Source organism: Actinoplanes sp. 13, from assembly GCF_056134165.1.
This window is the reverse complement of the sequence record NZ_JBVYOQ010000003.1, coordinates 158,784-183,718: the sequence shown is the minus strand read 5'-3', so window position 1 is coordinate 183,718 and position 24,935 is coordinate 158,784. Positions and strand designations below refer to the sequence as shown.

At 72.1% G+C, this 24,935-nt stretch carries 18 protein-coding genes; 7 read left to right on the top strand and 11 right to left on the bottom strand.

Annotated elements, in window-relative coordinates; translation table 11 throughout:
* The first annotated feature begins 13 nt into the window (after positions 1-13).
* Positions 14-277, top strand: a complete 264-nt coding sequence (locus AC0NH5_RS08540; RefSeq protein ID WP_474401660.1) for a hypothetical protein — start codon at positions 14-16, stop codon at positions 275-277.
* A gap of 158 nt (positions 278-435) precedes the next feature.
* Here AC0NH5_RS08540 and AC0NH5_RS08535 read toward each other — a convergent pair whose 3' ends face one another.
* The 3 genes from AC0NH5_RS08535 to AC0NH5_RS08525 all read right to left on the bottom strand — a co-directional run bounded on the left by AC0NH5_RS08535 (position 436) and on the right by AC0NH5_RS08525 (position 3,410).
* Positions 436-636, bottom strand: a complete 201-nt coding sequence (locus AC0NH5_RS08535; RefSeq protein WP_474401658.1) for a hypothetical protein — start codon at positions 634-636, stop codon at positions 436-438.
* Positions 637-767: 131 nt separating this feature from the next.
* Entirely contained in the window at positions 768-2,363 is a 1,596-nt protein-coding gene (locus AC0NH5_RS08530) for a GGDEF domain-containing protein (protein WP_474401656.1), read from the bottom strand.
* 147 nt (positions 2,364-2,510) lie between these two features.
* Positions 2,511-3,410: a LysR family transcriptional regulator gene (locus AC0NH5_RS08525; RefSeq protein WP_474401654.1), complete on the bottom strand. Its 900-nt coding sequence runs from the start codon at positions 3,408-3,410 to the stop codon at positions 2,511-2,513.
* An 84-nt stretch (positions 3,411-3,494) separates the two neighbouring features.
* Here AC0NH5_RS08525 and AC0NH5_RS08520 point away from each other — a divergent pair, with 84 nt between their 5' ends.
* Both AC0NH5_RS08520 and AC0NH5_RS08515 read left to right on the top strand, forming a co-directional pair.
* Entirely contained in the window at positions 3,495-4,343 is an 849-nt protein-coding gene (locus tag AC0NH5_RS08520; RefSeq protein ID WP_474401652.1) for an NAD-dependent epimerase/dehydratase family protein, read from the top strand.
* A gap of 79 nt (positions 4,344-4,422) precedes the next feature.
* The gene (locus AC0NH5_RS08515) at positions 4,423-5,160 is read left to right on the top strand and encodes a GAF domain-containing protein (RefSeq protein WP_474401650.1); all 738 of its coding nucleotides are present in this window, start codon (positions 4,423-4,425) and stop codon (positions 5,158-5,160) included.
* 8 nt (positions 5,161-5,168) lie between these two features.
* Here the strand turns inward: AC0NH5_RS08515 and AC0NH5_RS08510 are convergent, their stop codons facing one another.
* The gene (locus AC0NH5_RS08510; protein WP_474401648.1) at positions 5,169-5,732 is read right to left on the bottom strand and encodes a DUF5709 domain-containing protein; all 564 of its coding nucleotides are present in this window, start codon (positions 5,730-5,732) and stop codon (positions 5,169-5,171) included.
* A 307-nt stretch (positions 5,733-6,039) separates the two neighbouring features.
* Here AC0NH5_RS08510 and AC0NH5_RS08505 point away from each other — a divergent pair, with 307 nt between their 5' ends.
* Entirely contained in the window at positions 6,040-7,221 is a 1,182-nt protein-coding gene (locus AC0NH5_RS08505; protein ID WP_474401646.1) for an RCC1 domain-containing protein, read from the top strand.
* 94 nt (positions 7,222-7,315) lie between these two features.
* The gene (locus AC0NH5_RS08500) at positions 7,316-8,302 is read left to right on the top strand and encodes an SEC-C metal-binding domain-containing protein (RefSeq protein ID WP_474401644.1); all 987 of its coding nucleotides are present in this window, start codon (positions 7,316-7,318) and stop codon (positions 8,300-8,302) included.
* Positions 8,303-8,509: 207 nt separating this feature from the next.
* On the opposite strand, the gene AC0NH5_RS08495 is transcribed toward AC0NH5_RS08500, so the two are convergent.
* The 4 genes from AC0NH5_RS08495 to mmsA all read right to left on the bottom strand — a co-directional run bounded on the left by AC0NH5_RS08495 (position 8,510) and on the right by mmsA (position 13,746).
* A complete protein-coding gene (locus AC0NH5_RS08495; protein ID WP_474401642.1) occupies positions 8,510-9,673 on the bottom strand; it encodes an ROK family transcriptional regulator in 1,164 nt (387 codons plus the stop codon).
* 66 nt (positions 9,674-9,739) lie between these two features.
* The gene (locus tag AC0NH5_RS08490) at positions 9,740-10,855 is read right to left on the bottom strand and encodes a substrate-binding domain-containing protein (RefSeq protein ID WP_474401640.1); all 1,116 of its coding nucleotides are present in this window, start codon (positions 10,853-10,855) and stop codon (positions 9,740-9,742) included.
* Positions 10,856-10,897: 42 nt separating this feature from the next.
* On the bottom strand, positions 10,898-12,202 hold the full coding sequence (gene mmsB, locus AC0NH5_RS08485; protein ID WP_474401639.1) for a multiple monosaccharide ABC transporter permease: 1,305 nt from the start codon (positions 12,200-12,202) through the stop codon (positions 10,898-10,900).
* Entirely contained in the window at positions 12,199-13,746 is a 1,548-nt protein-coding gene (gene mmsA / locus AC0NH5_RS08480) for a multiple monosaccharide ABC transporter ATP-binding protein (RefSeq protein ID WP_474401638.1), read from the bottom strand. The genes mmsB and mmsA overlap by 4 nt, the downstream gene beginning before the upstream one ends.
* Positions 13,747-13,880: 134 nt before the next feature.
* On the opposite strand from mmsA, the gene AC0NH5_RS08475 reads away from it, so the two are divergent.
* Positions 13,881-15,116, top strand: a complete 1,236-nt coding sequence (locus tag AC0NH5_RS08475; protein WP_474401636.1) for an ROK family transcriptional regulator — start codon at positions 13,881-13,883, stop codon at positions 15,114-15,116.
* 6 nt (positions 15,117-15,122) lie between these two features.
* Here AC0NH5_RS08475 and AC0NH5_RS08470 read toward each other — a convergent pair whose 3' ends face one another.
* On the bottom strand, positions 15,123-20,249 hold the full coding sequence (locus AC0NH5_RS08470) for a diguanylate cyclase (RefSeq protein WP_474401634.1): 5,127 nt from the start codon (positions 20,247-20,249) through the stop codon (positions 15,123-15,125).
* Between the two features lie 63 nt (positions 20,250-20,312).
* Here AC0NH5_RS08470 and AC0NH5_RS08465 point away from each other — a divergent pair, with 63 nt between their 5' ends.
* Complete coding sequence (locus tag AC0NH5_RS08465) at positions 20,313-20,891, top strand: HD domain-containing protein (protein WP_474401632.1); 579 nt, start codon at positions 20,313-20,315, stop codon at positions 20,889-20,891.
* 53 nt (positions 20,892-20,944) lie between these two features.
* On the opposite strand, the gene AC0NH5_RS08460 is transcribed toward AC0NH5_RS08465, so the two are convergent.
* Entirely contained in the window at positions 20,945-23,128 is a 2,184-nt protein-coding gene (locus tag AC0NH5_RS08460) for a putative bifunctional diguanylate cyclase/phosphodiesterase (protein WP_474401630.1), read from the bottom strand.
* Between the two features lie 258 nt (positions 23,129-23,386).
* Positions 23,387-24,694, bottom strand: coding sequence for a radical SAM protein (locus tag AC0NH5_RS08455; protein ID WP_474401628.1), 1,308 nt, complete (start codon positions 24,692-24,694; stop codon positions 23,387-23,389).
* Between the last annotated feature and the right edge of the window lie 241 nt (positions 24,695-24,935).

The window sequence follows — 24,935 nt, the reverse complement described above, 5'->3', positions numbered from 1 at the left end:
TGGGGGAGGGGTCGTGACGATCTCTGGCTGGAACTACGACGCACCCACCGAGGCGACGCTGATCGCCGACTTCGGCCGCAGCATGGGACCGGACGTGGCCGAGGCGGTCTGGTCCGCGGTGTGCCGGCGCCTGAGCCTGGCCCGCCCGGTGGAGAACCTCGCCGAACTGATCCGCGCCGCCGAGGCGATGATGGAGATCGGCGATCTGACCCGCGTCGCCGGGCGGGGCGCGAAGATCAGGCTGGTGACCTACCGGGCCCTGGAGGCCCGCCTCTGACGTTCCGTCCGGCCGAGGAGACGCCGATGTCCAGCACACTCGACGACTGGGTGGCTGCCGTGCACGACCCGGCCCGTCTGCGGGTCGTCGCGTCCCTGGACCTCGACGACGCCGACATGCACTGCCACGATCACGCCGGGGACGGTGTGGGGGGACCGCTACAACACCACGGTCCGCGTGAGCGGCTCGGCCACCTGGACGGTGGCGGTCGCTGTCACCGCACCGCAGCAGGTCACCACCACGGGGAACGGCTCGTTCTCGTCGAGCGGGGGCACCGTGACCGTGCGGCCGAACGGCAGCGGGAACAGTTTCGGCCTCACCACGATGATGAACGGGAACAGCAGCGCCCGGCCGCGCATCGTCTCCTGCTCGGCCGGCTAGCTCCAGCTCGCTGCTCCTCCGCCCACGCCGCAGAGAATTCTGTGTGTGAAGTTCGGGCTTGAATCGAGCCCGAACTTCACACACGGGTTGCGGGCGGGACCACTTGCGGTCAGGCGGCGCGGGCGGCGGTGTCCGCGGCGCACACCCGGACGCCATCCCCGCCGTTCCGCTTGATCTGATACATCGCCTGGTCGGCGCGGGTGAGAGTGTCCTCCAGCTTGGCCGCGTGACAGCCGGCCACGCCGATGCTGAGGGTGGCCGCGCAGTTCGGGATGTCGCGGACCGCCCGCACCATCCGCTCGGCGACGCCGGCGGCGGTCCGGACGTCGGTGTCGTCGAGCAGGACGGCGAACTCGTCGCCGCCGAGACGGGCGAGCACGTCACGGTCGCTGACGTTCGCGGCGAGCGCGGCGGCGATGGAGCGCAGGGCCACGTCGCCGGCGTGGTGGCCGTACGTGTCGTTGATCTGTTTGAACCGGTCGGTGTCGATGATCAGCACCGCGACGCGGTGGCCGGCGGCGTCCGGGGCGGCCTGGGACTCGGCCAGGGCCCGGTCGAAGGCCCGCCGGTTCGCGATGCCGGTGAGCGGATCCAGCTCCGCGGCGCGCGCCATCTGGTCGTGCTGCTCGCGCATCGCCTCCAGGTCGTGCATGGTGCGCGCCGCGTGCAGCGTGTTCAACCGTTGCCGCCAGAGCGCGGCGGCGAGCGTGTCACCGTACGCCAGGGTGGCCCGGGCGTCCCGGGAGCCCTGATTGACCATCAGCACCGCCTGGGTGCGGAAAGTGCTGGCCGCGACCAGCCACTCGACGTCCGGCGGCAGGGCGGCGACCGCCTCGGCCATCACCCGCAGAGCCTCGCCGGTGCGCCCGGAACGGCTCAGCGCCACCGCGTGGAACGGCCGGGACAGGGTCAGCGCCGGCCCGGTGAACCCGCGCCGCACCAGCAGCTCGGTGTAGCGCTCGATGTCGACCGCGGCGCCCGCCGGGTCCTGCCGGTCGGCGCCCGCGCAGGCGGCGAACAGCAGGGCGTTATCCCGCCACGTGTCGGCATCCGCGCCGTCCACCTCGGCGGCGGCGCGCCGCGCGTACCCCTCGGCCTCGGCGGTGTGCGACTCGGCCTCGGCGACCTGGCCGACCTGATAGAGCTCCAGAGCCCAGCGCAGGTGCATCTCGGCGAGGTTGAGCAGCCACATCGCCCGGTTGCCGTTCTGCTCGGCGTCGGCGCAACTCATCTCGTACGCCGTGCGGAACTGGGGCTCGACGAGCTCGTACAGCCGCAGCTCGTAATAGCCGATGGCGATGGCGACCCGGGCGTTGACCGCGGCGACCAGATCCGGCTCGCCGGCGACCAGCGCCTCGGCGGTGACCAGATCGCGCAGCACCTCGTCCACGTTGTGCTGGGCGGCGTCGGCCTCCCCGATCCGCAGCTGCTGCCAGGCGCGGGTGCCCAGGGCGGCGGCCTGCCAGCCACCGCTCTCCTCCCGGGCGGCGGCGTGCAGCATCAGGTCGGCCGCGGCGATGGCGCCGTGCGGGTCGCCCTGCGCCAGGAACGCGACCGCCCGGACGAAATGCATGCAGGCCGGACCGTCGGCGATGTCGCCGGTCACCTGCCGAAGGGTGGCCTCGGCCTCGGCGAGCGCGGTCGTCGCGTCGCCGGTCTGCGCTTGTTCGAGCAGGCGCACCGCCCGCCGCGTCGTCTCCCGCATCGGCCCTCCCGGCGGATCATATCGGCACGCAGACCGGGGATCAGAGGGTAAACGGGCGCCGACTTCATAGCGATGATCACCTATTGGCGCACCGGCGCTGACGATGGGCCTTGCCGGACTGCGGTTCCCTTGGGGTTGCCGTTGTTGTCAGTACTCGCCGGTGGTTGTGGTGTGGGCGGGGATCAGGGTCAGGAATTCCTGTAGGGCTCGGCTTGGGGGGAGGGTGGCCGGGCGGGCTGTTGCGAGGGTCCACGGGGTGGCGGGTGGGTCGAGGTTGACGGCGATGACGGTGGTTCCGGTCTCGGTGCGCAGTGGGGGGACCAGGGCCACGCCTAGACCTGCCGCTACGTACCTCGGCACTGTCGTCAGGTCGCTGACCTCCACCACGATGGTTCGGGTGAGGCCTGCTCTGCGGAAGTCGTTGTCGGAGCGGATGCGGTTGCAGTAACCGGTGGGGAGGTCGATGAACGGCTCGGTGGCCAGGTCGCCGGGGGAGACGTGGGTGGCTGTGGCCAGGGGGTGGTCGGCGGGGACGAGGAGCCGGGGCTGGAACTCGGCCAGCGGGGTCAGGTCGATGCCTTCGACGCCCAGGGTGTCGACGCCGACGAAGGCGACGTCGAGGCGGTGCGCGCGGAGGGCGTCGAGGAGGCCTGAGCTTCCTTCGGCGGCGACGGTGAGGTGTAGGCGTACCCCAGGGTGTTGTTTGCGGAAATCGCCGACCAGGGTGGGCAGGTCCACGGCTGTGAGGCCGGCCAGGGTGCCGACCCGCAGGCTGCCGCGCAGGCCCTGGCCGGCGCCTTCGACGGCGGCGCGGGCGGTGTCCAGGGACTCGAGGGCGGTCTTGGCTTCCGGCAGCAGCGCGCGGCCGGCGGCGGTCAGTGCGACGCGGGTGGTGCTGCGGTCGAAGAGCGGGGTGCCCAGGTCGCGTTCGAGGGCGCGGATGCTGGCGGACACGGTGGACTGGACGGCGTGGGTTCGCTTGGCGGCCCGGGTGAAGTTGAGTTCCTCGGCGACCGCGATGAAGAACTCCAACTGGCGCTGCTCCATGCGGCACACCCTATCGCTGTGGACGATCGTGGTCATCAAGAGCATTCGTTGGACACGATCAGTTCGCGGCGCGAAGCTTCTGGCATGAACATTCTTCTGACGGGTGCTACCGGCTACATCGGCTCCGCGGTGCGGACCGCTCTGATCACTTCCGGGCATGCGGTGACGGCTCTGGTGCGCAGCGAAGCAGCGGCGGAACGGGTGCGGGCGGCGGGGGCCGAGCCGGTGGTGGGGGACATGCGGGATGCCGCGCTGGTCCGTGAGCTGGCGGCGAAGGCCGACGGGGTGGTGCACGCGGCCAGCCCCGGTGACGCGACCAGCGCGGCGGCCGAGGCCGCGTTCACCGACGCGGTGCTGGCGGGGCTGGACGGGGTGCTGGTGCGTACCGGCGGGGTGTGGGTCTATGGTCCCGGCGCGGCGATCACCGAGCAGTCACCGAACGCCGCGCCGCCGATCGTGGCGTGGCGGACGGCACTGGACCAGCGGACCCTGTCCAGGGCCGTGCTCATCGAACCGGGCATCGTCCATGGGGGCGGCGGCGGGATTCCCCGGCTGGTGACCGAGGCGCCGGCCGTCGACGGCGCGGTGCCGCTGATCGGTGACGGCACCCAGCACTGGCCGACGGTGCACGTCGACGACCTGGCGGAGCTCTATGTCGCGGCGGTGGAACGCGGGCCGCTCGGCGAGAAGTTCATCGGCGGCGGCGGGCACAACCCGACGGTCCGGGAACTCGGCGAGGCGGCGAGCAGGCGGCGCGGGCTCGGCGGGCGGGTGACGCCGGAGGATCCGGCGGCGACCGTGGAACGGCTCGGGGAGTTCGGCCGGGCGCTGCTCCTCGACCAGCAGGCGTCGGGGGAGAAGGCCCGGCGCGTGCTGGGCTGGCGTCCCTCCCGGCCGTCGCTGCTGGAGGAGACCGCCGCGGTGCCGGCCTGACCGGCTGGGACCCGGGCGCGTAGTCCGGGCGGAGACGGGTATCTCGGCGTCTCATCCGAGATTCCCACGGGAGGAAGACATGGCGCAGTCCTCGCGCGACACGGACCCGCACCCGCCCGCGCACGGCGCCCTGACCACCGCCATGATGACTCTGGCGGCGACCCCCGACCACTCGCCGAGTGTCGACGCCCAGCTCGCGGACATCGTGAAGCTCACCGTCGCCCGGGTGGCCGCCGCCGCGTACGCGTCGGTCACCGCGCTGCGCGGGGAGAGCTACACCACCGTGGCCGTCAGCGATGACCTGATTCGAGCCGTGGACGCGGCGCAGTACGCCGACGGCGCCGGCCCGTGCGTCGAGGCTCTGCGGAGCGGCACCCCCGTCGGCGTGCCCGACATCGACGCCACGACCGTGGACTGGCCCGGCTTCCACCAGGCGGCGCCCGGCATGGGCCTGCGCGCGTCCGTCTCGGTGCCGCTGTTCGCCGGGCGCGGCGAAGCCGTCGCTGTGCTCAACGTGTTCAGCCACGACGAGGCGGCGATGGCGCCGCTGATCGACGGCGTCTGCTCGGTGCACGGGGGTGAGGAGGCCGTCGACGAGCGCCATCTGGCCGCCCTGGACGCCGGCGGGCGGGAGCTGGTCACCGGGTACGCCGAGGCACTCAACATCCGCGCCACCATCCGGCTCGCCATCGAGATGATCAGAACCGGGAAGGGGTGCGCCTTCGAGGACGCGTACCTGGACCTCTGCATCAAAGCCGGTGAGGGCGGCCTGAACCTGGCGGAGGCCGCGGACGTGGTGGTGCACCGCGGCCTCTGACAGTCGGTTCAGTGGTAGCCGGGCGCCTCGGTCTCGTGAATGGCGAGCTCCTCGGCGGAGGCGCCACCGCCGGCCGCTCCGGCGTCGGTGGCCACGTTGTCCGGCTCGGTGTCGTACCCCGAACCGGCGTCCGGCTCGACCAGGCGGCCGACCGGCTCGGGTGTGGTTCCGTCGAGCTTACCGAAGTCGTACAGGGAAACCTTCGAATTCGGGTCGGAGACCGGGCTCTCGCCGTAGACGTCGGCGTCCAGGCGGGCCTGGGCCGCGCCCTGCTCGTCGATCGCCTCGTCGGCCGGCGCGCCGGGGGAGTCCAGCGGATCCTCCGGCTGCACGTCCGGCTCCTCCTGGGCCAGGCGCTGGTCGAGGGACTCGCCTGCCAGCTGCTCCTCGGCGGTCGTGCCGAACCGGTCGACTGCCTGCGGGCGCTCGGCCGGCAGCGCGGCCGGGTCCGGGCCGTCCGCCACGCGCCCGGTGTCGACGTCGTCGTACGCCGTGGAGTCGTCGTCGGCGGTGCCCGGCAGCCCTTCGGCCTCCGGGTCGGACACCGGCGCCGGGTAGTTGTCGTCTCGCATGACGGCTGGCTACCCGGTTGACCCGGAAGCCATGCCTGCCGCAGGCCGCGGATCTCGGAGCGCGGCGTCGTGGGCACCCGGCCGGCGGGTGGATGTGACCTTCAGGGATCCATGGCTTCCGCCGGGCCGGGCGTTCCCGCCGCCCCTCCTGATCGGCCACCCCCGACGTCCGCTTAGCCCGCCGGGACTTTTTTCGGCATTGTTTCTGGTCAATGTCGTGTCGTCGATGATATGAACTGTGCAACCGGTGGGAGCGCTCCCAGGATGGTGGTGGCCGCCCGGTTCGGCATCGACGTTGGGAGACGGCATGGCAGAACAACTGGACCGGCGGCCACGGGCTCGATGGCGGCGTGCGGTGCGGACCCTCGTGGCCGCGGCGGCGACCACCTTCGGCGTCGCCGCGCTCGGTCTCGCCGCGACGGCCGGCCCGGCTGCCGCCGCTGCCCCGGCGCCGGCGAGCGTCGCCGCCGGGTACGCCTACACCTGCTCGATCCCCGCGGACGGCAGCCTGTGGTGCTGGGGCGGCAACTACAGCGGCCAGCTCGGCAACGGCACCACGGTGAACCGGAGCACCCCGGGACGGATCGGGACCGCCACCACCTGGGCCGGCATCGAGGCGGGGACCGGGCACAGCTGTGCCCAGCAGACCGACGGGTCGCTGTGGTGCTGGGGCCGCAACACCCGCGGCCAGCTCGGTGACGGCTCCACCACGAACCGGACCGTGCCGGTGCGCGTCGGCCAGGCGACCTGGACGGCGGTCAGCGGCGGCGACAGCCACACCTGTGGGGTGCGCACCGACGGGACGCTGTGGTGCTGGGGCTTCAACCGCTCCGGGCAGCTGGGCACCGGGACCAACTACATCGAGACCGCGCCGGTGCAGGTCGGCACGGCCACCAACTGGGCCGGCGTCACCGCCGGATACGCACACACCTGCGCCACGCGTACGGACGGGACGCTGTGGTGCTGGGGCGACAGCACGATGGGCCAGCTCGGTCTCGGCATCCTGAGCTACCGGACCACGCCGGCACAGGTCGGCACCGAGACGACGTGGAGCAGCGTGGCCGCCGGGTACGCCTTCACCTGCGCCACACGCACCAACGGGTCGCTGTGGTGCTGGGGCGAGAACGGGTACGGGCAGCTGGGCGGGAACTCGACGTACCAGACCAGCCCGATCCGGGTCGGCACCGACGCGACCTGGGCCGACGTGCGGGCCGGCGACAACACGGCGTGCGCCTCGCGGACCGACGGCAGCCTGTGGTGCTGGGGCAACAACATGATGGCGCAGGTCGGCGACGGGACCACCGTCAACCGGTACGCCCCGACCCGGGTCAGCGGCACCGGCACCTGGGCGAACGACTTCGCCATCAGCTACCACAGCTGCGGCGTCCGGACCGACGACAGCCTGTGGTGCTGGGGCAACAACGAGAACGGGCAGCTGGGCGACGGCACCACCACCCAGCGGCGGGCTCCGGCGCGGGTGACGATCTGACCCTTGGTCGGCCTGTCCACCACGGACAGGCCGGCCGCCGTAATGAGATGCAGATCAACAGCGCGCGGGGCGCCGGTGGCAGTAGCGTTCCGGTGTGGCTTTGAGAGCTGATCCGACCAGCGCAGACCTAGATGACATCCGGCGTTCGGCCCTCGGCGCGGCCGACCCGCTCGGCCTCGCCGCCGAGCTGGCCGCCGCCGCCGGGTCCGGGCGACTCGCCGACCCCGAGGACGCCGGGTACGCGTTCACCCTCGCCGCCGAGATCGCCGAGAGCCGGTCCAGGCTCGACGCCGCGCTCCGATATGTGGAACAGGGCCTCGAGGCGGACGCGAAACGCGACGACAACCGCACCGGCGCCGCCCGGGCGCTGCGGGCCCGGATCCTGTTCCGGTCCGGCCGCGCGGACGAGGCACTGGCCGAGCTGGAGGACCTGCGCCCGCAGCTCACCCGCTATCCGGACGCCGCGGCCTACATCAGCGTGGCGCTGACCGTCGGCGGGCGCAACCAGCTCGCCGAGCAGTGGCTGACCGAGGCGGTGCGGACCGCGCTCGCCGACCGCGCCGCTTCCGACGAACCCGCCGAGCCGGCCGACGCGGACGATGCCGGACTGCTGTTGTTCCTGCTTCAGCAGCGCCACCGGATCCGCCACACCCTCGGCCTCCCGCACGACACCCACGACAACCTCGCCGATCGGCTGGAGACCCGGCTCGCCGGCGCGGCCACCCGCACGGCCACCGAGCCCGGCGGCGACCTGCTGTTCTGGCCGCGGGCCGAGTTCGACCGGCTGCCCCCGCTCCCGGAGGCGTACGGCGCGGACTGGGACGAGCACCGCGCCCGCCTGGAACGCGAGCTGGTCCGGCTGGCCGCCGCCGGCCGCACCGAACTCACCCTGTCGACCGGCACGGCGGACGGCCTGGCCAAGCACGGCGACCCGGCCGATCCGGCGGCCCGGTCCGCCTATGCGCGCTCGCTGGCCGCGGGGGCGGCGCAGGTCTCCTGGCCGCCGGAGCGGAACGCGGCTTGCTGGTGCGGCTCGGGCAGCAAGTACAAGAAGTGCTGCCTGCCGCGCTCCCGCGGCTGATCCACGGGAACCGGTCGGGGCCGGGCGCCGCTGGCAGATGCCGCCCGGCCCACCGGTCCGGCAGCACACTCCGAAGCCGGACCGGCCGGCGCTCATCCAGCTGAGCCGGCCCACCGGCCATCCCGCGGGCGACAGCGGTGGCAGCGCGCGGCAGTGGTGGTGGCGTGCGGCCCCTGGACGCGGACGGCGGGTGAAGGGGCGGGACGGTCAGTTCTGGGTGGCGCTCAGCGGATCGTTGAGCAGCCGCTCGAAGGCCAGCTCGGCGGCCCCGATCAGTGGAGCGTCGTCCCCCAGCACCGGGACGCTCAGGCGCAGGTGTTCGCGGAAGGCCGGCAGTGTCATGTCGCTCATCCGCCCCCGGACATGGCCGGCGCCCGCGCGGTAGATCTCGCGCAGGGCGCCGCCGAAGACGACGGCCTGGGGGTTGAGGATGTTGACCAGGTTGGCGACACCGTGGCCGAGCCATTCGGCGGTGCTGCGGACGGCGGCCCGCACTTCGGGGTCGGTGGAGCGCACAGCCGTGGTGACGGCCTCGCCGCTGGGGCCGCCGAAGTGGCGGAGCAGGGCGGACTCGCCGATCTCGGTCTCCCAGCAGCCGCGGGAGCCGCAGCGGCAGGGTCGGCCGGTGGGGTTGACGACCATGTGGCCGACCTGGCTGCCGAAGACGCCGCACCGGGATGTGCCGCGGCCGCCGGTGAGGATGCCGGCGCTGATGCCGGCGTCGCCGTGCAGGTAGATCACGTCGTGCAGGCCGCGGGCCGAGCCGCGGGCGTGTTCGGCGCGGACGGCGAGGTCGGCCAGGTTGCCGGCCTGGCAGGGCAGGGTGGTGCCGAGGGCCCGGCCGAGCGCGTCGCCGAGGGCCGGGTCGGTCCATTCCTGCGCGGGCCGGAAGTGGATCGCGCCGTCGGTGTCGCGTGCCTCGCAAGCCAGCGCGATGCCGTATCCGACGAGGATGCTGTCGCGGGTGGGGGATCGCAGCTGCCGGACCAGACCGGCGAGCAGGTCGACGGTGGCCGGGAACGAGGTGCCCGGCGGCAGTTCGGTCGTACCCCGGGAAAGGATTTCGCCGCCGAGGCCGATGCGCGCCGCACGCAGCCGGTCCACCTCGCAGCTCAGCGCGAGCGCGTGAAAGGTGGTGGGGTCCGCGCGGACGACCAGCGACGGCCGTCCGGCCCGGCCGGAAGCCGGTGGCGACTCCTCGCGGATCAGCCCCGCGCCGGCCAGTTCGGCGGTCAGCGCGCCGATGGTGCTGCGGTTGAGCCCGAGCCCGGCGGTCAGTTCGGCGCGTGAGGTGGCGCCGCGAAGATGCACGTACCGGAGGAGCGCGCCCAGGTTCCGCCGGCGGATCGCCTCCTGTGGCGTGATGGCCACGACCTCCCTGAAAGACACGCAGGGTGCCCCCGCACGCGGCGGGGACACCCTGGCGATGCGGACTGCTTACTTGGTGAGCGGGGCGAGCTTCGGGTCGTTCGCGTAGGCCTCGGCGGCGTTCGCCTTGGTCACGATGACCGGCTCGAGCAGGAAGGCGGGGACGACCTTGACACCGTTGTTGTACGACTTGGTGTCGTTGACGGTCGCCTCGTTGCCGGCCTGCAGGGTCTTCACCATGTTGATCGTCTCGGCCACCAGCTTGCGGGTGTCCTTGTTGATCGTGGAGTACTGCTCGCCGGCGACGATCGACTTGACCGACTCGACCTCGGAGTCCTGACCGGTGACCACCGGGACCGGCTTGCCGGCGCCCTTGACGGAGGTGATGATCGCGCGGGCCAGGGTGTCGTTCGGGGAGAGCACGCCGTCCAGCGTCTTGTTGCCGGCGTACGCCGAGTTCAGCAGCGAGTCCATCCGGCTCTGGGCGTTCTCGGCCTTCCAGCCCTGGGTGGCGGTCTGCTTGACGTCCTTCTGGCCGGAGCCGACGACCAGGTCACCCTTGTCGATCAGCGGCTTGAGGACGTCCATCGCGCCGTCGAAGAACACGCCGGCGTTGTTGTCGTCCGGCGAGCCGGAGAACAGCTCGATGGTCCACGGGCCGGTCGGCTTCTTGGCCTTCATGCCGTCCAGCAGGGCCTGACCCTGCAGCTGGCCGACCTTGAAGTTGTCGAACGCGATGTAGTAGTCGACGTCGCCGGTGTTGGTGATCAGGCGGTCGTAGGCGATGACCACGGCGCCGGACTGCTTGGCCTGCTGGACCTGGGAGGCCAGCTGCGCGGCGTCGGTCGCGCCGATGACGATGACCTTCGCGCCCTTGGTCACCATGGCGGTGATCTGGGCCTGCTGGTCGGCGACCGTGGTGGAGGCGCCGGCGTACTGCACGTCAGCCTGGAAACCGGCCTCCTTGAGCCCGTTGGTGAACAGGTCACCCGCGAGGACCCAGTTCTCCGAGGTCTTCGACGGCAGCGCCACGCCGATCAGCGCGTCGGCCGCGAAGCCCTTGGCGGGGGCGGCGGCGTCGCCACCGGTGTCACCCTCGCGCTCGTTGCCGCCGCAGGCGGCCATGGTGAGGGCGAGCGCGGCGGCGGAACCGACCGCCAGGCTCTTGGCAAGGAAATTGCGCATGGTGCGTTGGACCCTTCTGGTGGATATCGGGGACAGGTGGTGCTAGTGGGCGGCCGGCATCGTCTCGTCGGCCGCGGGGGTCGCCGCGGTGGCCGGGGCCGGCGGAACCGGCTCGTCGCGGCGGAACGGGCGCGTCAGCGATCCGATGATCGAGAAGCGGCCCTGCTGCTTGTTGTAGACGTCGAGGGCGACCGCGCCGAGCAGGAACAGGCCCTTGATGATCTGGACCATGTCGGCGCCGGTGCCGGTCAGCTGCAGGCCGTTGTTCAGCACGGCCATGACCAGACCACCGACGATGGCGCCGCTGATCGTGCCGAGGCCGCCGGAGACGGCCGCGCCACCGATGAAGACCGCGGCGATGGCGTCCAGCTCCCAGCTCAGGCCGTCCTGCGGGCCGGAGGCCGTGGAGCGGGCCACGAAGATCATGCCGGCCAGCGCCGCCAGCACCGACATGTTCATCATGACGAAGAAGTTGACCCGGCGGAGCTTGACGCCGGACAGCTCGGCGGCGCGGGCGTTGCCGCCGACCGCGTAGATGTGCCGGCCGCCCGCGGTGTTGCGGGTGTAGAACGAGTACGCGATGACCAGGACCGCGAGGATCACACCGGAGATCGGGAAGCTGGTGCCGACCCGGCCGCCGGCGAAGCGCAGCGTGGCGAAGACGATCACGGCGATCATCACCGCGGCACGCAGGACGGCGATCCACAGCGGGCTCGGCTCGGCGCCCGCCATCTGCTGGCGGACCTGCCGGGCGCGCAGCTCGCGCCAGACCACGGCGATGCAGGCGAGCAGGCCGAGCAGCAGCGTGGAGTTGTTGTACCCGGTGCTCGGGCCCCACTCGGGCAGGTAGCCGCCGCCGATGTCGCGGAAGCCTTCCGGCACCGGCACCGTGTCGGCGTTGCCGATGTACTGGTTGCCGCCGCGGAACAGCAGCATGCCGGCCAGGGTCACGATGAACGCCGGGATCCCGACGTACGCCACCCAGAAGCCCTGCCAGGCGCCGATCAGCGCGCCCACCACGAGGCCGAGCAGGATGCCGGCCGGCCAGGGCAGGTCGTGGTCGGTGATCGCCTTGGCGACCACGATCCCGACGAAGGCGGCGACCGAGCCGACCGACAGGTCGATGTGGCCGGCCACGATCACCATCAGCATGCCGATGGACAGGATCGAGATGTACGCGTACTGCTGGGTCAGCGCGATCAGGTTGCCCGACGTGAGCGTCAGGCCGTCCGTGCGGACCTGGAAGTACACGATGATCGCCACCAGCGTGAAGATCATTCCGAACTGACGGGCGTTCGAGGTTCCGCCCCCGAACAGGTTCTTCTGCAAATCTTTGAATCGACTCATGGCGTGGGCATCTTCTTCGTCGAGGTCATCTGCTTCATCAGGAGTTCCGGGTCGGCGTCACGCCGGGCGATCTCGCCGGTGATCGAGCCTTCGAAAACGGTGTAGATCCGGTCGCACAGACCGATCAGCTCGGGCAGCTCCGAGGAGATGACGATGACGCCCTTACCCTCGTCCGCGAGCTTCTGGATGATTCCGTAGATCTCGTACTTCGCGCCCACGTCGATGCCGCGGGTGGGCTCGTCGAGGATCAGCAGGTCCGGGTCGGTGAACATCCACTTGGCCAGGACGACCTTCTGCTGGTTGCCGCCGGAGAGCTTGGTGACACCCTCGTCGACCGTCGGCGTCTTGATGCGGAGGCTCTTGCGGTACTGCTCGGCCTCCTGGTACTGCATCGCCTCGTCCAGCACGCCGCGCTTGGAGATCTTCGACAGCTTGGCCGCGACGACCGACGTCTTGATGTCGTCGAGCAGGTTGAGCCCGATCGCCTTGCGGTCCTCGCTGACGTAGGCGAGCCCGTGCCGGATGGCGTCGGCCACCGTCTTGAGCTCGATCTGCTTGCCGTCCTTGTAGACCTGGCCGTCCAGATAGACGCCGTACGACCGGCCGAACAGGCTCATCGCCAGCTCGGTGCGGCCGGCGCCCATCAGTCCGGCGAAGCCGACGATCTCCCCGCGCCGCACGGTGAAGTTCGAGTTCTTGCAGACCAGGCGCTCGGCGGAGATCGGGTGCCGGACCGTCCAGTTGCGGACCTCGAAGAACACCTCGCCGATCTTCGGTGTGTGGTCGGGGAAGCGGCTCTCCAGGTCCCGGCCGACCATGCCCCGCACGATGCGGTCCTCGTCGGCGCCGGAGGCCTTGACGTCGATCGTCTCGATCGTCCGGCCGTCGCGCAGGATCGTGATCGAGTCGGCGATCGCCTCGATCTCGTTCAGCTTGTGCGAGATCATGATCGAGGTGATCCCGCGCTCCCGGAACCCGCGCAGCAGGTTGAGCAGGTGCTGCGAGTCGTTCTCGTTGAGCGCGGCGGTCGGCTCGTCCAGGATCAGCAGCTTCACGTCCTTGGCGAACGCCTTCGCGATCTCCACGAGCTGCTGCTTGCCCACGCCGATGTCCTTGATCAGCGTGTCCGGGTCCTCGTTCAGCCCGACCTGCCGCATCAGCTCGATGGCCTGCCGGTTCGCGGCCTGCCAGTCGATGCGGCCGAACCGGCGGGGTTCGTTGCCGAGGAAGATGTTCTCCGTGATCGACATCCCTGGGACCAGGGCGAGCTCCTGGTGGATGATCACGATGCCGGCGTTCTCACTGGCGCGGATGTCAGCGAACTTGCTCTCGGCGCCCTGGTAGATGATCGACCCGGTGTAGGTGCCGTACGGGTACACCCCGCTCAGCACCTTCATCAGGGTCGACTTGCCGGCGCCGTTCTCGCCGCAGATCGCATGGATCTCGCCGGGCCGGACCACCAGATTGACGTCCGACAGCGCCTTGACGCCGGGGAACTCCTTGGTGATCGACCGCATCTCCAGCAATGGGGCGGTGTCGCCCATGGTGCCTCCAGCTGATGCAGTTCGACGGGTCGGACCTGAAAAGATCTCGTGTCGGGACTGTAAATCCAATTGTTTTCATAAGTCAACGCGCATACTGCATCATGTCGGTAACGACGTGATGGAGGCTCTGCGCCGTGCGACGAACAGGCACCAATCTCCCCAAGGTCGGGCAGTACAACCGAGCGGTGGTCCTCGATCAGATCCAGCTGTCCGAAGGCATCAGCCGGGTCGAGATCGCCGAGCTCACCGGTCTCACCCAGCAGGCCGTGTCCGGCATCGTGCGGCGGCTCATCGACGAGGGGATCGTGCGCGAGGACGGCTCGGAGGCGTCGAGCGGCGGGAAACCGCGCACCCGGCTGCGCGTCGTACCGGAGGCGGGCCGGGCCATCGGGGTGCACTTCGACCCGTACGAACTGTCCTGCGTGATCGTCGACCTGCTCGGGCGTCCGCTGGTCACGATGCAGCGGCCGACCCCGCCCGGCGCCGATCCGGTGCAGGTCACCGCGGCGGTGGCCGGCCTGGTCGACGAGGTGCTCACCGCCGCCGGCATCGAGCGCGACGAGGTGCTCGGTCTCGGCCTGGCCACCCCCGGCCCGATCGACCAGTCGGTGGGCCAGCTGGTCGGGCCGCCGCAGCTGCTCGGCTGGCACCGTGTGCCGATCAAACAAATGATCGCGGAGGCCACCGGCCTGCCGGTGACCATGGACAACGACGCGACCGCAGCCGCCGTCGGCGAGCGTTGGACCGGCGCCGGGCGGGGTGTCGCCAACGTCGCCTACTTCTTCTTCGGCGCCGGCATCGGCGGCGGGCTGATCCTGGGCCAGCAGGTGCACCGGGGCGGCTCGATGAACGCCGCCGAGTTCGGGCACATGTCGCTGCGCCCGGACGGGCCGCCGTGCTACTGCGGCAACGTCGGTTGCCTGGAAAGCCTGATCAGCCCGGCTGCCCTGGTCGCGGACGCGCGCCGCCGGCTGGAGGCGGGTGCGCCGTCGTCGCTCGCTGAATCGTTCCGGGCCGATCCGGAGGCGCTGGACCACCACGCGGTCCGCCGCGCCGCCGCCTACGGTGACCCGCTGGCGCGCGAGGTGATCGATACGGCGGCGGGCTGGCTGGCCACCGCCGTCGTCAGCGTTGTGAACGTTGTTGATGTGGACCTGGTGGTCCTGGGCGGGCACGGCCTGCGGCATGTCGAAGAACAATTTCGCCGGGTGGCGCAACAAGCTCTGGACACCCGCCCACTGGCGCGGGGGATACGAAAGGCGCAGGTCGAACTCTCCCCACTGGGCCCGGACGCCGCCGTGGTCGGAGCGGCGGCGCTGGTGCTGCACACGACGTACTCCCCGCAGGTTTCTGAGCTCCTTTCTTTGTAAGGTTTGTTAACGCTCACTTCGATCGGTGCCGATCCCGGCGGCGACCACCCGGTCGCGGCCGGTGCGCTTCGCCTCATAGAGGCACGCGTCGGCGCGGGCGAGCACGGCGTCAAGATCCGCGGGGCCGGTGGCGTGGGCGGCGCCGACACTCACCGTGACCGGAACCGGGCCGGCCGACGTGGCGATCGGGGCCTGGGCGACCTCGCAACGGATCCGCTCGGCGATCTCCGCGGCCCGGGCGCCGTCGTCCGGGAGCAGGATCACGAACTCCTCGCCGCCGTACCGGGCGACCAGATCGGCGGGGCGGCGGCCGGTCCCCAGGCGGGCGACCACACCGCGGATCACCTCGTCGCCGACCTGATGGCCGTACCCGTCGTTGATCTTCTTGAAGTGGTCGATGTCGAGCATCAGCACCGCGATGCCGTCCGTCCGGGCGGCCACCGCGGCGAACTCCCGCCCGGCCCGCTCGAAGAAGGTGCGCCGGTTCGCCACCCCGGTCAGCGGGTCCACCGTGGCCAGATGGTTGACCTGGGCGAAGAGCCGGGCGTTCTCGTAGGCGGTCATCGCCTGGCCGACCAGCGCGGCGACCACCCGCGGGTCGGCGCCGCCCAGGAGCAGCACACCGAGCCGGCTGTCCCGGACGGTCAGCGGGATCAGCTGCCAGCCGCCGCGCGGGGCGGTCACCGGCAGGTCCCGGGTAAGCGTCTCGACGGCCTCGGGCGGCGCGACAGCGGAGGAATACTCCAGCAGCGCGGTGAGGGCCGGCGTGCCGGGCATCATCAGACGGGCGTCGCCGTGCCGCACGGTCACCACCCCACCGTCCGCCGCGGTGACCATGACGGCGTGCTCCGCCGCGCCCGCCCGCCGCGCCGCGGCGGTCAGCCGGTCGAGGACGATTTCCGGGTCCAGCGAGCCGGCGAAGGCCGCCATCGCGTCGCGCAGCATCTCGGCGAGGTCCCGCTGATGGTGCGCGGTGGCCACGGCGACCTCCAGCTGCGCCGCCCGGGCCGTCTCCAGCGAGATCGCGATCTGGTGCGTGACCGCGGTCAGGATCTCCAGGTCGTCGGCGGTGAAGACGCCCTTGGCGAGCCGGCTGTCCAGGTAGAGCGCGCCGAGCAGCCGCTCGTCGAGCACGATAGGCGCGGCCACGATGCTGCGCAGGCCATACTCGATCATGCTGTCCGAGTGCTCGACGGCGCCCTCCTCGGTGCCGGTGACGACGACGGCCCGGCGCTGGGCGCGGACCTGGTCCACCACGCTGGTGCTGTAACCCCGGAGCTCGGCGACGTCCCGCCCGCCGGCGTCCCGGCCGACGTGCCGTCCCAGCCCGGTGGCGGCGTCCGGCTCGAGCAGCAGGAAGGCGCGCTCGGCGCCGAGGATGCGGATCACCTCGTCCAGGGCGATCCGGGCCAGCTGGGCCGGGTCCAAGACCCGGGACGCGGCGAGGCTGACCTGCTGCAACGCGGCCCAGCGCTGCGCGTCGCGGTGGCCGGCGACACCGGCTCGGGCGTCCGCGCCCTCCGGGCCGGCCAGGCCGAATTCGGCGATCATCCGCTGGGCCCGGTGCGGCCACCCCTGGGCGTGCGCCAGCGACAGCGCGAAACCCGCCTGCCGGCGGGCGTGGTGCGGCAGGTCCAGAGCCCGCATCGCGTACGCGCGCACGCGCGCCGCCTCGAACTCGACCAGCGGCGCGTCCACCGCCCGCAGGTCGGCGGCCGCCTTCTCCAGGCGGTTCAGCGCCTTCTCCGGCGTCCCGGCGAGCACGCACAGCGCCGCCGCGGCGACGTGGTGATAGGCGCGCAGGACCGGGCGCTTCGCCACCCGGCCCAGGGTGGCGACGGCAGCCCGGGCCGCGGTGAGCCGTGCCGCGCGGTTCCCGTCGGTGGCGGCCCGGCAGCGGTCCAGCTCGGCGAACGCGCGAAGACAGAAGAACGTGTACTGAGCCGGGAGAAGGTCCCGGTGCCCGAGTCCGCGCGCGTCGAACGCCGCCATCGCCCGCTCGTAGTCGTCGCCCGAGTCACCGCGCTCCACCGCGGTCTGCAGCCGCCCGATCAGCAGGTCCACCCATTGGTGCGGCGGCACGTCAGCGCCGTCGATGGTGTTCAGCAGCAGCGCCGCCTCACCGGCCCGGCCGCGCAGCGCGAGCAGGCACGCGTCCGCCGCGACCACGGCGCTGCGCCCGCCCTGCCCGCTCGCCACCGCCCGCCGGCGGGACCGGTCGATTCCCGCCTCGGCGGTGGTCATGTCCCCGCGCAGCAGCCAGTCCCACGACAGCACCGCGTACGAGTCCAGCGCCAGCCCGAAATCCAGCCACCGGTCGTGCTCGTCGAGCATCCGGGCGACCTCGCCGCCGTCGTCCGCGCCGCCGCCGTGCCGGCCGATCGCCCGGCTCCACGCCACCCGGGCCATCAGCTGCCGGTCGCCGAGGGCCGCCGCGTCCCGTTCGGCCCGGGCGGACAACCGCCCGGCGACCGCGGACAGTCCGACGAACTCCAGGAACAACGCCACCGAACTCAGCGCCCGCACCCCGGCTGCCGACCGGCCGGTGCGACAGGCCAGATACGGCGCGCGCGCGACGTAGACCAGCGACCTGGCCGGTTGGAGCTCCCGGACGTACGCGGCCCCGAGGCTGTCGTGGAGCAGACATTGCAGCTGGTACCGCTCCCGTGCGCGGGGGTCGCGGGCCCGGTAGCCGATCCGGGTCACCCAGATCAGGCAGGCCAGCAGCAGATAGCCGAGCGAGGACACCATCCGGGCGGCGCCACCGCGGGGCAGCGGCCGGCCGAGTTCGGACAGCGCCTGCTCACCGGCGCTGATCTGCTCCTCGGTGTTCCAGGCCGACTGGTGCACCTCGGTGAGGCGGTAGAGCAGCCGGGCACGCCGCAGCCCGTCGCCGGTGTGCGCAAGCGTGGCGCGCAGGACCGCGGCGGCGTCGTCCAGGCGGGTGCACCGGTGATAGGCCAGCGCCAGCAGCTCGCCGAAGTGGTCGTCCGGCGGGAGGCCGGCCAGGGCGGCGGCCGCCGCGGCGTGCTCCAGGAACGCCACGGCCGTCTCCGGCGCGTGCTCGGCCACGGCGAGTGTCCCGGCAGCCCGGCAGGCGGCGACGGTGGCCGCCGGCTCGTGACCGGGAGTGCCGTTCATCCGGTGGTGCGCGAGCGCGTAGACGTCGGCCGGCGCGGTCGCGGTGTGCCGGCTCAGCAGGCCGGCGATGCGGTCGTGCAGGCGCCGGCGGCTGTCGTCGTCGAACTGGCCGGCCAGCGCCTGACGGATCCGTTCGTGCAGGAAGCCGTACGACCCGTCGTCGTGCTGTTCGACCAGCCCGCCCCGGGCGGCGTCGGCCAGCAGCGCGGTGACCGCCCGGTGCGGCAGCTCGCCCAGCTCGGCGAGGAGCCCGGCCGAGAACCGGTAGCCGGCGGTCGCCGCGGCACCGAGCAGGTGGCGGCTGCGCGCGTCGAGCTCGTCGACCCGGCGGCGGACCAGGTCCGCCACGTTCTGCGGGAGGGTGAGGTCGTCCAGCGCGGCGCCGTCCACCCGCCACTCGCCCCGGTACACGGTGACCAGGCCGTCGGCGGTGAGTGCCCGCACGTACTCGGCGAGGATGAACGGGTTGCCCTGACTGCGGGCGGTCAGCCGGCCGGCCAGCCCGGCACCGACAGCCAGCCCGCCGTTGAGCGCGGTGACCAGGGCGGCAGCCGCGGCGGCGTCGAGCGGCGGCAGGTTCACCGTGGTCAGCCGCTCGCCCAGCAGGGCCCGGGCACCGGTGCGCCCGGTGAGGACCACCAGCAGCGGCGCCCGGTCGGCGGCGATGGCCAGCTGCTCCAGCACGCGGATCGTCGACGGGTCGAACCACTGCAGGTCGTCGAGGTGCAACAGCAGGCCGCCGGCGTGCCGGGCCAGCTCGAGGAGGAAGCCGGCGACCGCGGCGGTGTACCGCTCCTCGTCCACCTCGGCGCCGGTGGCCGGCGTACCGAGGATCTCGGCCAGGCTCTCGGACAGGTCGCTGATGACGCCCGCGGTCTCGCCGGCCGCGGCCCGGACCGCCCCGGTCGCGGCGGCTGCCTCGCTCGCCGGCAACCGGGTGAGTTCGCGCAGGTACCCGTCGACCGCCGCGCGCAGCGCCGCCAGCGGCTGGCTGGTGCCGTGCGCACCGGCGCCGTACAGCACCGGGCAGTCGTCCTGGACCGCACGGGCCAGTTCCCGGACCAGCCGGGTCTTGCCGGTGCCGGAGGCGCCGGCCACCATGATCAGCTCACCGTGGCCGCCGCGGGCCCGGTCCCACCCGGCCCGCAGCGCGGCCAGCTCGCCGTCCCGGCCGACCAGCGGCGTCTCCGGGGCGGCCGGGACCGGGTGGCCGAGTTCGCCGAGAAGCTCGCACGCGCCCTGCGGGCGGTCGTCCGGATCCTTGGCGAGCAGCCGCTCGATCAGGCCGGCCAGGTCGGCGGGCAGGTGCGGCGCCGCCTGGCGCAGGTCGGGCACCGGGGCGACGGCGTGCTGCCGGAGCAGCCCGGCGAGGTCGGCCGCGGCGTACGGCGGCTCACCCGTGGCGACCTCGAACAGCACAGCGCCGAGCGAGTAGAGGTCGGCCCGCCCGTCCACCGGCCGGTGCAGCATGCCGCTCTGCTCCGGCGAGCAGTACAGCGCACTGCCGGCCACCCGGTCGGTGTCGTCACCGGTCAGCCGCGCGCCGAGGGAGAAGTCGATGAGCCGGATGACGCCGTCGTCGCCGAGCAGGATGTTGTCCGGCTTGAGGTCCCCGTGCACCAGGCCGGCCCGGTGCGCGGCCAGCAGCGCGGTCGCGACGCCCACCGCCACCTGCCGCACGGTGTCGGCGGCCCGGGACTGCGGCGCGGCGCCGAGCGGCCGGCCCGGCAACAGATCCATGACCAGGTACGGCCGGTCGCCCACCGTGCCGGCCTCGTGCACCCCCGGCAGCCCCGGATCGTTCGCGACAGCCAGCCTGGCGGCCTCCCGCCGGACCGCGGCCGGGTCGTCGTCGGTGGTGAGGACCTTGAGCGCGTACTCCTGCCCGCGGTGTTGGACGCGGTACACCACCCCCTGCCGGCCACGCCCGAGCTCACCGAGAACGGTGTAGCCGGGCGGGCACGGCGCGGCGGGCAGAGGCGTGATGGTCACGCCCGCCTATCGTCGGCGGGGGTGCCGATCTGAGGCCGCCGGCCCGACTGGTCTGATGAGCCGATGAAGATCCCGACCGATCGGCAGATCCGCGCCTGGCACGAGCAGGCCGCGCCGGACGCCGCGACGTTCGAGCTGGTGCACACCCACTGCGAGATCGTCTGCGCGATCGCCGGGCAGCTGATCGACGCCAACGGTCTCGACGTGGACGTGGAGCTGGTCCGGGCCGGGTGCCTGCTGCACGACATCGGCGTCTACCGGCTGGGCGGCGACGACGCGTACGTCCGGCACGGCCTGCTCGGCGACGAGCTGCTCGGCGAGCTCGGGCTGCCCGCGGCGCTGCGCCGGTTCTGCTCGCACCACACCGGGGTGGGCATCACCCGCGCGGACGTGGTGCGGCAGAGTCTGCCCCTGCCGGTCGCCGACTACGTCGCCGAGACGGCCGAGGAGGAGCTCGTGATGTACGCGGACAAGTTCCACTCCAAGAGCAGCCCGCCGGTGTTCTGGTCGGCCGACTCGTTCGCGGTGCGGGTCGGCCGGTTCGGCGCGGACAAGGTGACGCGCTTCGCCGAACTGCGCACCAAGTACGGCGAGCCGGACCTGACCGCCCTGGCGCGAAAGGCCGGACACGACATCCGCTGAACCCGTGTGTGAACTTCGGGTGCGAATCGCACCCCAACTTCACACACAGATGGTCAGGCCGGGACGCTGACGCCGAAAGTGGGTTCGGGGACCGGGCGGCCGAAGTGATAGCCCTGGAGCAGCCGGTACCCGAGCCGGCACAGCGCCTCCGCCTGCTCGGCGGTCTCCACGCCCTCGGCCACGGCGACCAGCCCCAGTCCCTCGGTGACCTGGATCAGCGCGCTGGCGATCACCGCGTGCCGGCCGGCCTCGGTGACCCGGTCGACGAACGACTTGTCCACCTTGAGGACGTCCACCGGGATGGTGTGCAGCAACCCGAGCGACGAGTGCCCGGTACCGAAGTCGTCCAGCGCGATCCGCACGCCCAGCGCGCGCAGCTCGTGCAGGGTGGCCACGGCCTGGCCGCCGCCGAAGACCGCGGTCTCGGTGACCTCGACGGTGAGGCATCCCGGCGGGAGCCCGGCGGCGGTGAGCGCGGCCGCGACCACGCCGGGGAACTCGGGGCGGGCGAGCTGACGGGCGGAGACGTTGACGCTGACCCGCTCGGGCGCGTCCGGGCCCAGCTCCGCGCGCCAGCGGGCCATCTGGGTGCAGGCGGTGGCGAGCACCCAGGCGCCCAGCTCGACGATCAGGCCGTTCTGTTCGGCGACCGGGATGAAGTGGGCCGGGCTGACCATGCCGCGCCGGGGGTGCCGCCACCGGATCAGTGCCTCGACGGCGGCGACCCGGGCCTCCGGCATCCGGACGATCGGCTGGTAGACGACCTGGAACTCGCCGGCGCCGAGCGCGGCCCGCATCTCGGCGCCGAGCCGGGCGTGCTCGCCGGCCCGCTCGTCGAGGTCGGGCGACCAGTGCCGGTGCGGTTCGCCGGTGTCCTTCGCGGCATGCATCGCCAACTCGGCGCGGCGCAGCACCTCCACCGGATCGGCGGCCTCGGCGAAACCGATGCTGGCGCCGACGAGGAGCTGGTGCCCGCCGGCCTCGATCGGCGCCGTCAGCGCCGCGGCGATCCGGTGCACCACCTGGTCGGCGGTCTCGGCGTGGCCGCACAGCACCGCGAACTCGTCGCCGCCGAGCCGGGCGACGAGCGCGCCGGCCGGAGCCGCGTCCCGGATCCGGTGCGCCAGCACGGTGACGACCTGGTCGCCGACCGGCCGCCCGAGCTCGTCGTTGACGTTCTTCAGGCCGTTCAGGCCGAGGAAGGCGACCCGCGGCAGATCCCCGCCGGCCTGCGCGGCGAGGGCCTGATCGAGCCGGCGGCGGTTCGGCAACCCGGTGAGGTCGTCGTGCATCGCGATCCGCCGCAGCTCGGCGGACTGCCCGCGCACCTCGCGCATCAGGCCGGCCACCCGGGCGGTCACCAGCAGGATGAGGACGGCCGAGGCGATCCCGATGGCGAACCGGTCGAGCAGGTTGTCGCCGGCCATCGGGATGAACAGCATCGCCGGGGAGAGCAGCGCGCACACCACGAGAAAGCCCAGCTGCACCCGGCCGGCCTGGGCCGAAGGGGACGCCGGGGCGGGCTCGGAAGCCACCGAGGGGTGCAGCGCGGCGGCCGCCCACAGCACGTAGGACAGCAGCCACCCCGCCGAGAACTCGTCACCCGCGCTGTCGCCGTAGAGCGTCACCACGGAGAAGCCGGTGTCCGCGACCAGGAGCAGCAGCGCGGCCGCACCGAGGAGGCGGATGCTGGCCGTGCCGGACCGGGTGGCCACCAACCGGACGAGCAGGGCCAGCAGCAGCGCGTCGCCGGCCGGGTACGCGGTGCTGATCATCCGCTCCAGCGTCGAGGCCGACGAGCCGGTGGCGATCGGGTGCAGCACGAAGATCCAGAAGGCCAGGCCGAGGCTGACCCCGACCATCACCGCGTCGGCGAGCCCGCCGCGGTCCTTGCGACTGCGCGCCAGCAGCCACAGGCCGGCCCCGAGCAGCGGATAGAAGAGCAGATAGAAGGCGTCGGCGATGGAGGGGTACGGCTCCTGCTCCAGCACGTAGGCGTAGTACTGCCAGATCAGGTCGCCGACGACGGCGCTCGTCTGCCCGGCGGCGAACAGATACCACACCGCCGCGTGCCGGGGCCGGTGCAGCCGGACCCCGACGAGGATCAGCGCCGCGGACAGCAGACCGACGGAGTTGTAGACGAGGTTGGCGGCGAGGCCCTCCACGGGCAGCAGGTGGTGACCGGCGGTGGCGAGCACTCCCGCCGCCACCCACCACCGCCACGCCGTCACTCGCATGGCACCACCATCGGCCCGGGTCGCCGGGATCTGACTTTTCCGCGCGTGTTCGGACCGCCACACCGCCAGCACTCGGACAATCACCGGGAACGCCGAACCGGACGGCCGCACCGGCTCTCATGAGCCGGCGGCAGGGGACGGCCCGGTGTGGCAACCGGGCCGTCCGCCACACGCTGCGGGACCGGACCTTAGGCGTACAAAAAAGGCAGTGTGTGAAGTTGGGCCCGCATACGAGCCGCAACTTCACACACTGGTGGTCTAGCTGTCGGTCTGGAGGCTGTCCATGAAGCTGCTGACCGAGAAGACGGCCTTGCCGGGGCCCGCCGGGCCGTAACCGGGCGGGCTGGCGAGGCCGTACTCGTCCATGGTCGCGCGGTAGGTCTCCAGGAGCCGGATGTGGTACTCCAGGGGTGCGCCGTTCGGGTTGGTCTTGCCGAGCGGCGTGGTGGGTTCCGGGCACCAGGTCGTGAAGCGCGGGGTGATGCCGCGGGACATGAAGTAGTGCAGGCCCTCGGCGGTGGAGGCGATGGCCTCGTCGACCGTGGTGAAGCCGAACGGCTCGGCCATCTCGATGCCGGCGACGAAGTTGGGGATCACGTTGCGCGGGCCGAAGACCTCGGCGGAGTCGAGGATGCGGCGGTGCCACTGTTCGCGGCCGACGTAACGCTCCTTGCCCGGGCAGTACAGCTCGAAGAGGCGTTTGTCCCAGACCTCGTAGTTCGGGTGGTAGATCTGGATCCCGTAGTCCTTGAACCGCTGCACGTCGGCCCGGGGCAGCGCCTGCGCGACCACCTTGCCGATCCAGCGGCCCGGGAAGCGCTCCTCGATGGCCTGCGCGTACTGGCCGTAGAAGTCCGCCTCGGCCTTGCCGCCCACCTGCGAGGTCACGCTGCCGCCGGTGAGGGTGTAAGCCGTCGACGTGCGCAGGGTGTCGTGCTTGTCGATGATCGCGAGTGCTTCGAGGACCTCGTCGACCGGCTTGACCCCGGTGTACGGCCGGCCGGCGGCCTTGTGCTGGCGCCAGTTGTGGTTGATGTCGCAGTACTGGCACTCCTCCTTGGCGCCGAAGTACTGACAGACACGGAACACGGTCAGATAGACGAGGTAACCCCACTGGATCGTCGGGGCCACCTCCATCACCTGCTTGCCGTTGGTGAGTGTGTGCCGGTAGTAGTCGGGCATCGGCGGCAGGCCGACGTCGGCGATCGGCCGGTCGTCGAGGTGCAGCATGAGACGGCCGTCGGCATCCGGCTTCACCCGGTACGGCGAGGCCGGGTTGATCCGGACCGACACCACGGTGCGGCGCAGGTCGTACGGCCCGCCGGTGAGCACGATCTCCTCCGGCGGCCGGCGCAGCGCGGCCTCGCCCAGCTCGGGCAGGGTGCGGTGGTCGAACGAGAAGATGAAGTACGACTTCGGCTTGACGTCACCGTTCTCGTTGTCGGTGAGCGCCGAATCGTCGAAGGCCAGGCCGCCGCGGAGCAGGTCTTCCTTGATCACGGCTTCGCGTGGCACGTGCGGGAACCGGGCCATCAGGTCCTCGACGAGATCGGTACGCGATTGCATGCGGCCTCCTTGGTGCTTCATCGCCATTCCATGCCATCACATCCGCTCGGGTTTTCCCGGGTCCGGGGAAGGAGACGTTCGCGACAGGGCGGTGCCCGAATTGTTACTTCGATCATCAGCGCCCGGATCGGGCTCCGCGCGGGGCAGACGACGGGAACGCTCCTTTACATCCATGATCTTGCCTATCTAAAGTCCACGATCAATTGACATCGTGACTAACGGGGGAGCGATGATGGCTGCT

Bases quoted from the DNA above. Each gene is read 5' to 3' on its own strand.
- AC0NH5_RS08525 (WP_474401654.1), bottom strand. From the start codon at position 3,410: ATGGAGCAGCGCCAGTTGGAGTTCTTCATCGCGGTCGCCGAGGAACTC.
- AC0NH5_RS08505 (WP_474401646.1), top strand. From the start codon at position 6,040: ATGGCAGAACAACTGGACCGGCGGCCACGGGCTCGATGGCGGCGTGCG.
- AC0NH5_RS08465 (WP_474401632.1), top strand. From the start codon at position 20,313: ATGAAGATCCCGACCGATCGGCAGATCCGCGCCTGGCACGAGCAGGCC.
- AC0NH5_RS08510 (WP_474401648.1), bottom strand. From the start codon at position 5,732: ATGCGAGACGACAACTACCCGGCGCCGGTGTCCGACCCGGAGGCCGAA.
- AC0NH5_RS08460 (WP_474401630.1), bottom strand. From the start codon at position 23,128: ATGCGAGTGACGGCGTGGCGGTGGTGGGTGGCGGCGGGAGTGCTCGCC.
- AC0NH5_RS08520 (WP_474401652.1), top strand. From the start codon at position 3,495: ATGAACATTCTTCTGACGGGTGCTACCGGCTACATCGGCTCCGCGGTG.
- mmsB (WP_474401639.1), bottom strand. From the start codon at position 12,202: ATGAGTCGATTCAAAGATTTGCAGAAGAACCTGTTCGGGGGCGGAACC.
- AC0NH5_RS08515 (WP_474401650.1), top strand. From the start codon at position 4,423: ATGGCGCAGTCCTCGCGCGACACGGACCCGCACCCGCCCGCGCACGGC.
- AC0NH5_RS08455 (WP_474401628.1), bottom strand. From the start codon at position 24,694: ATGCAATCGCGTACCGATCTCGTCGAGGACCTGATGGCCCGGTTCCCG.
- AC0NH5_RS08530 (WP_474401656.1), bottom strand. From the start codon at position 2,363: ATGCGGGAGACGACGCGGCGGGCGGTGCGCCTGCTCGAACAAGCGCAG.
- AC0NH5_RS08535 (WP_474401658.1), bottom strand. From the start codon at position 636: ATGCGCGGCCGGGCGCTGCTGTTCCCGTTCATCATCGTGGTGAGGCCG.
- AC0NH5_RS08490 (WP_474401640.1), bottom strand. From the start codon at position 10,855: ATGCGCAATTTCCTTGCCAAGAGCCTGGCGGTCGGTTCCGCCGCCGCG.
- mmsA (WP_474401638.1), bottom strand. From the start codon at position 13,746: ATGGGCGACACCGCCCCATTGCTGGAGATGCGGTCGATCACCAAGGAG.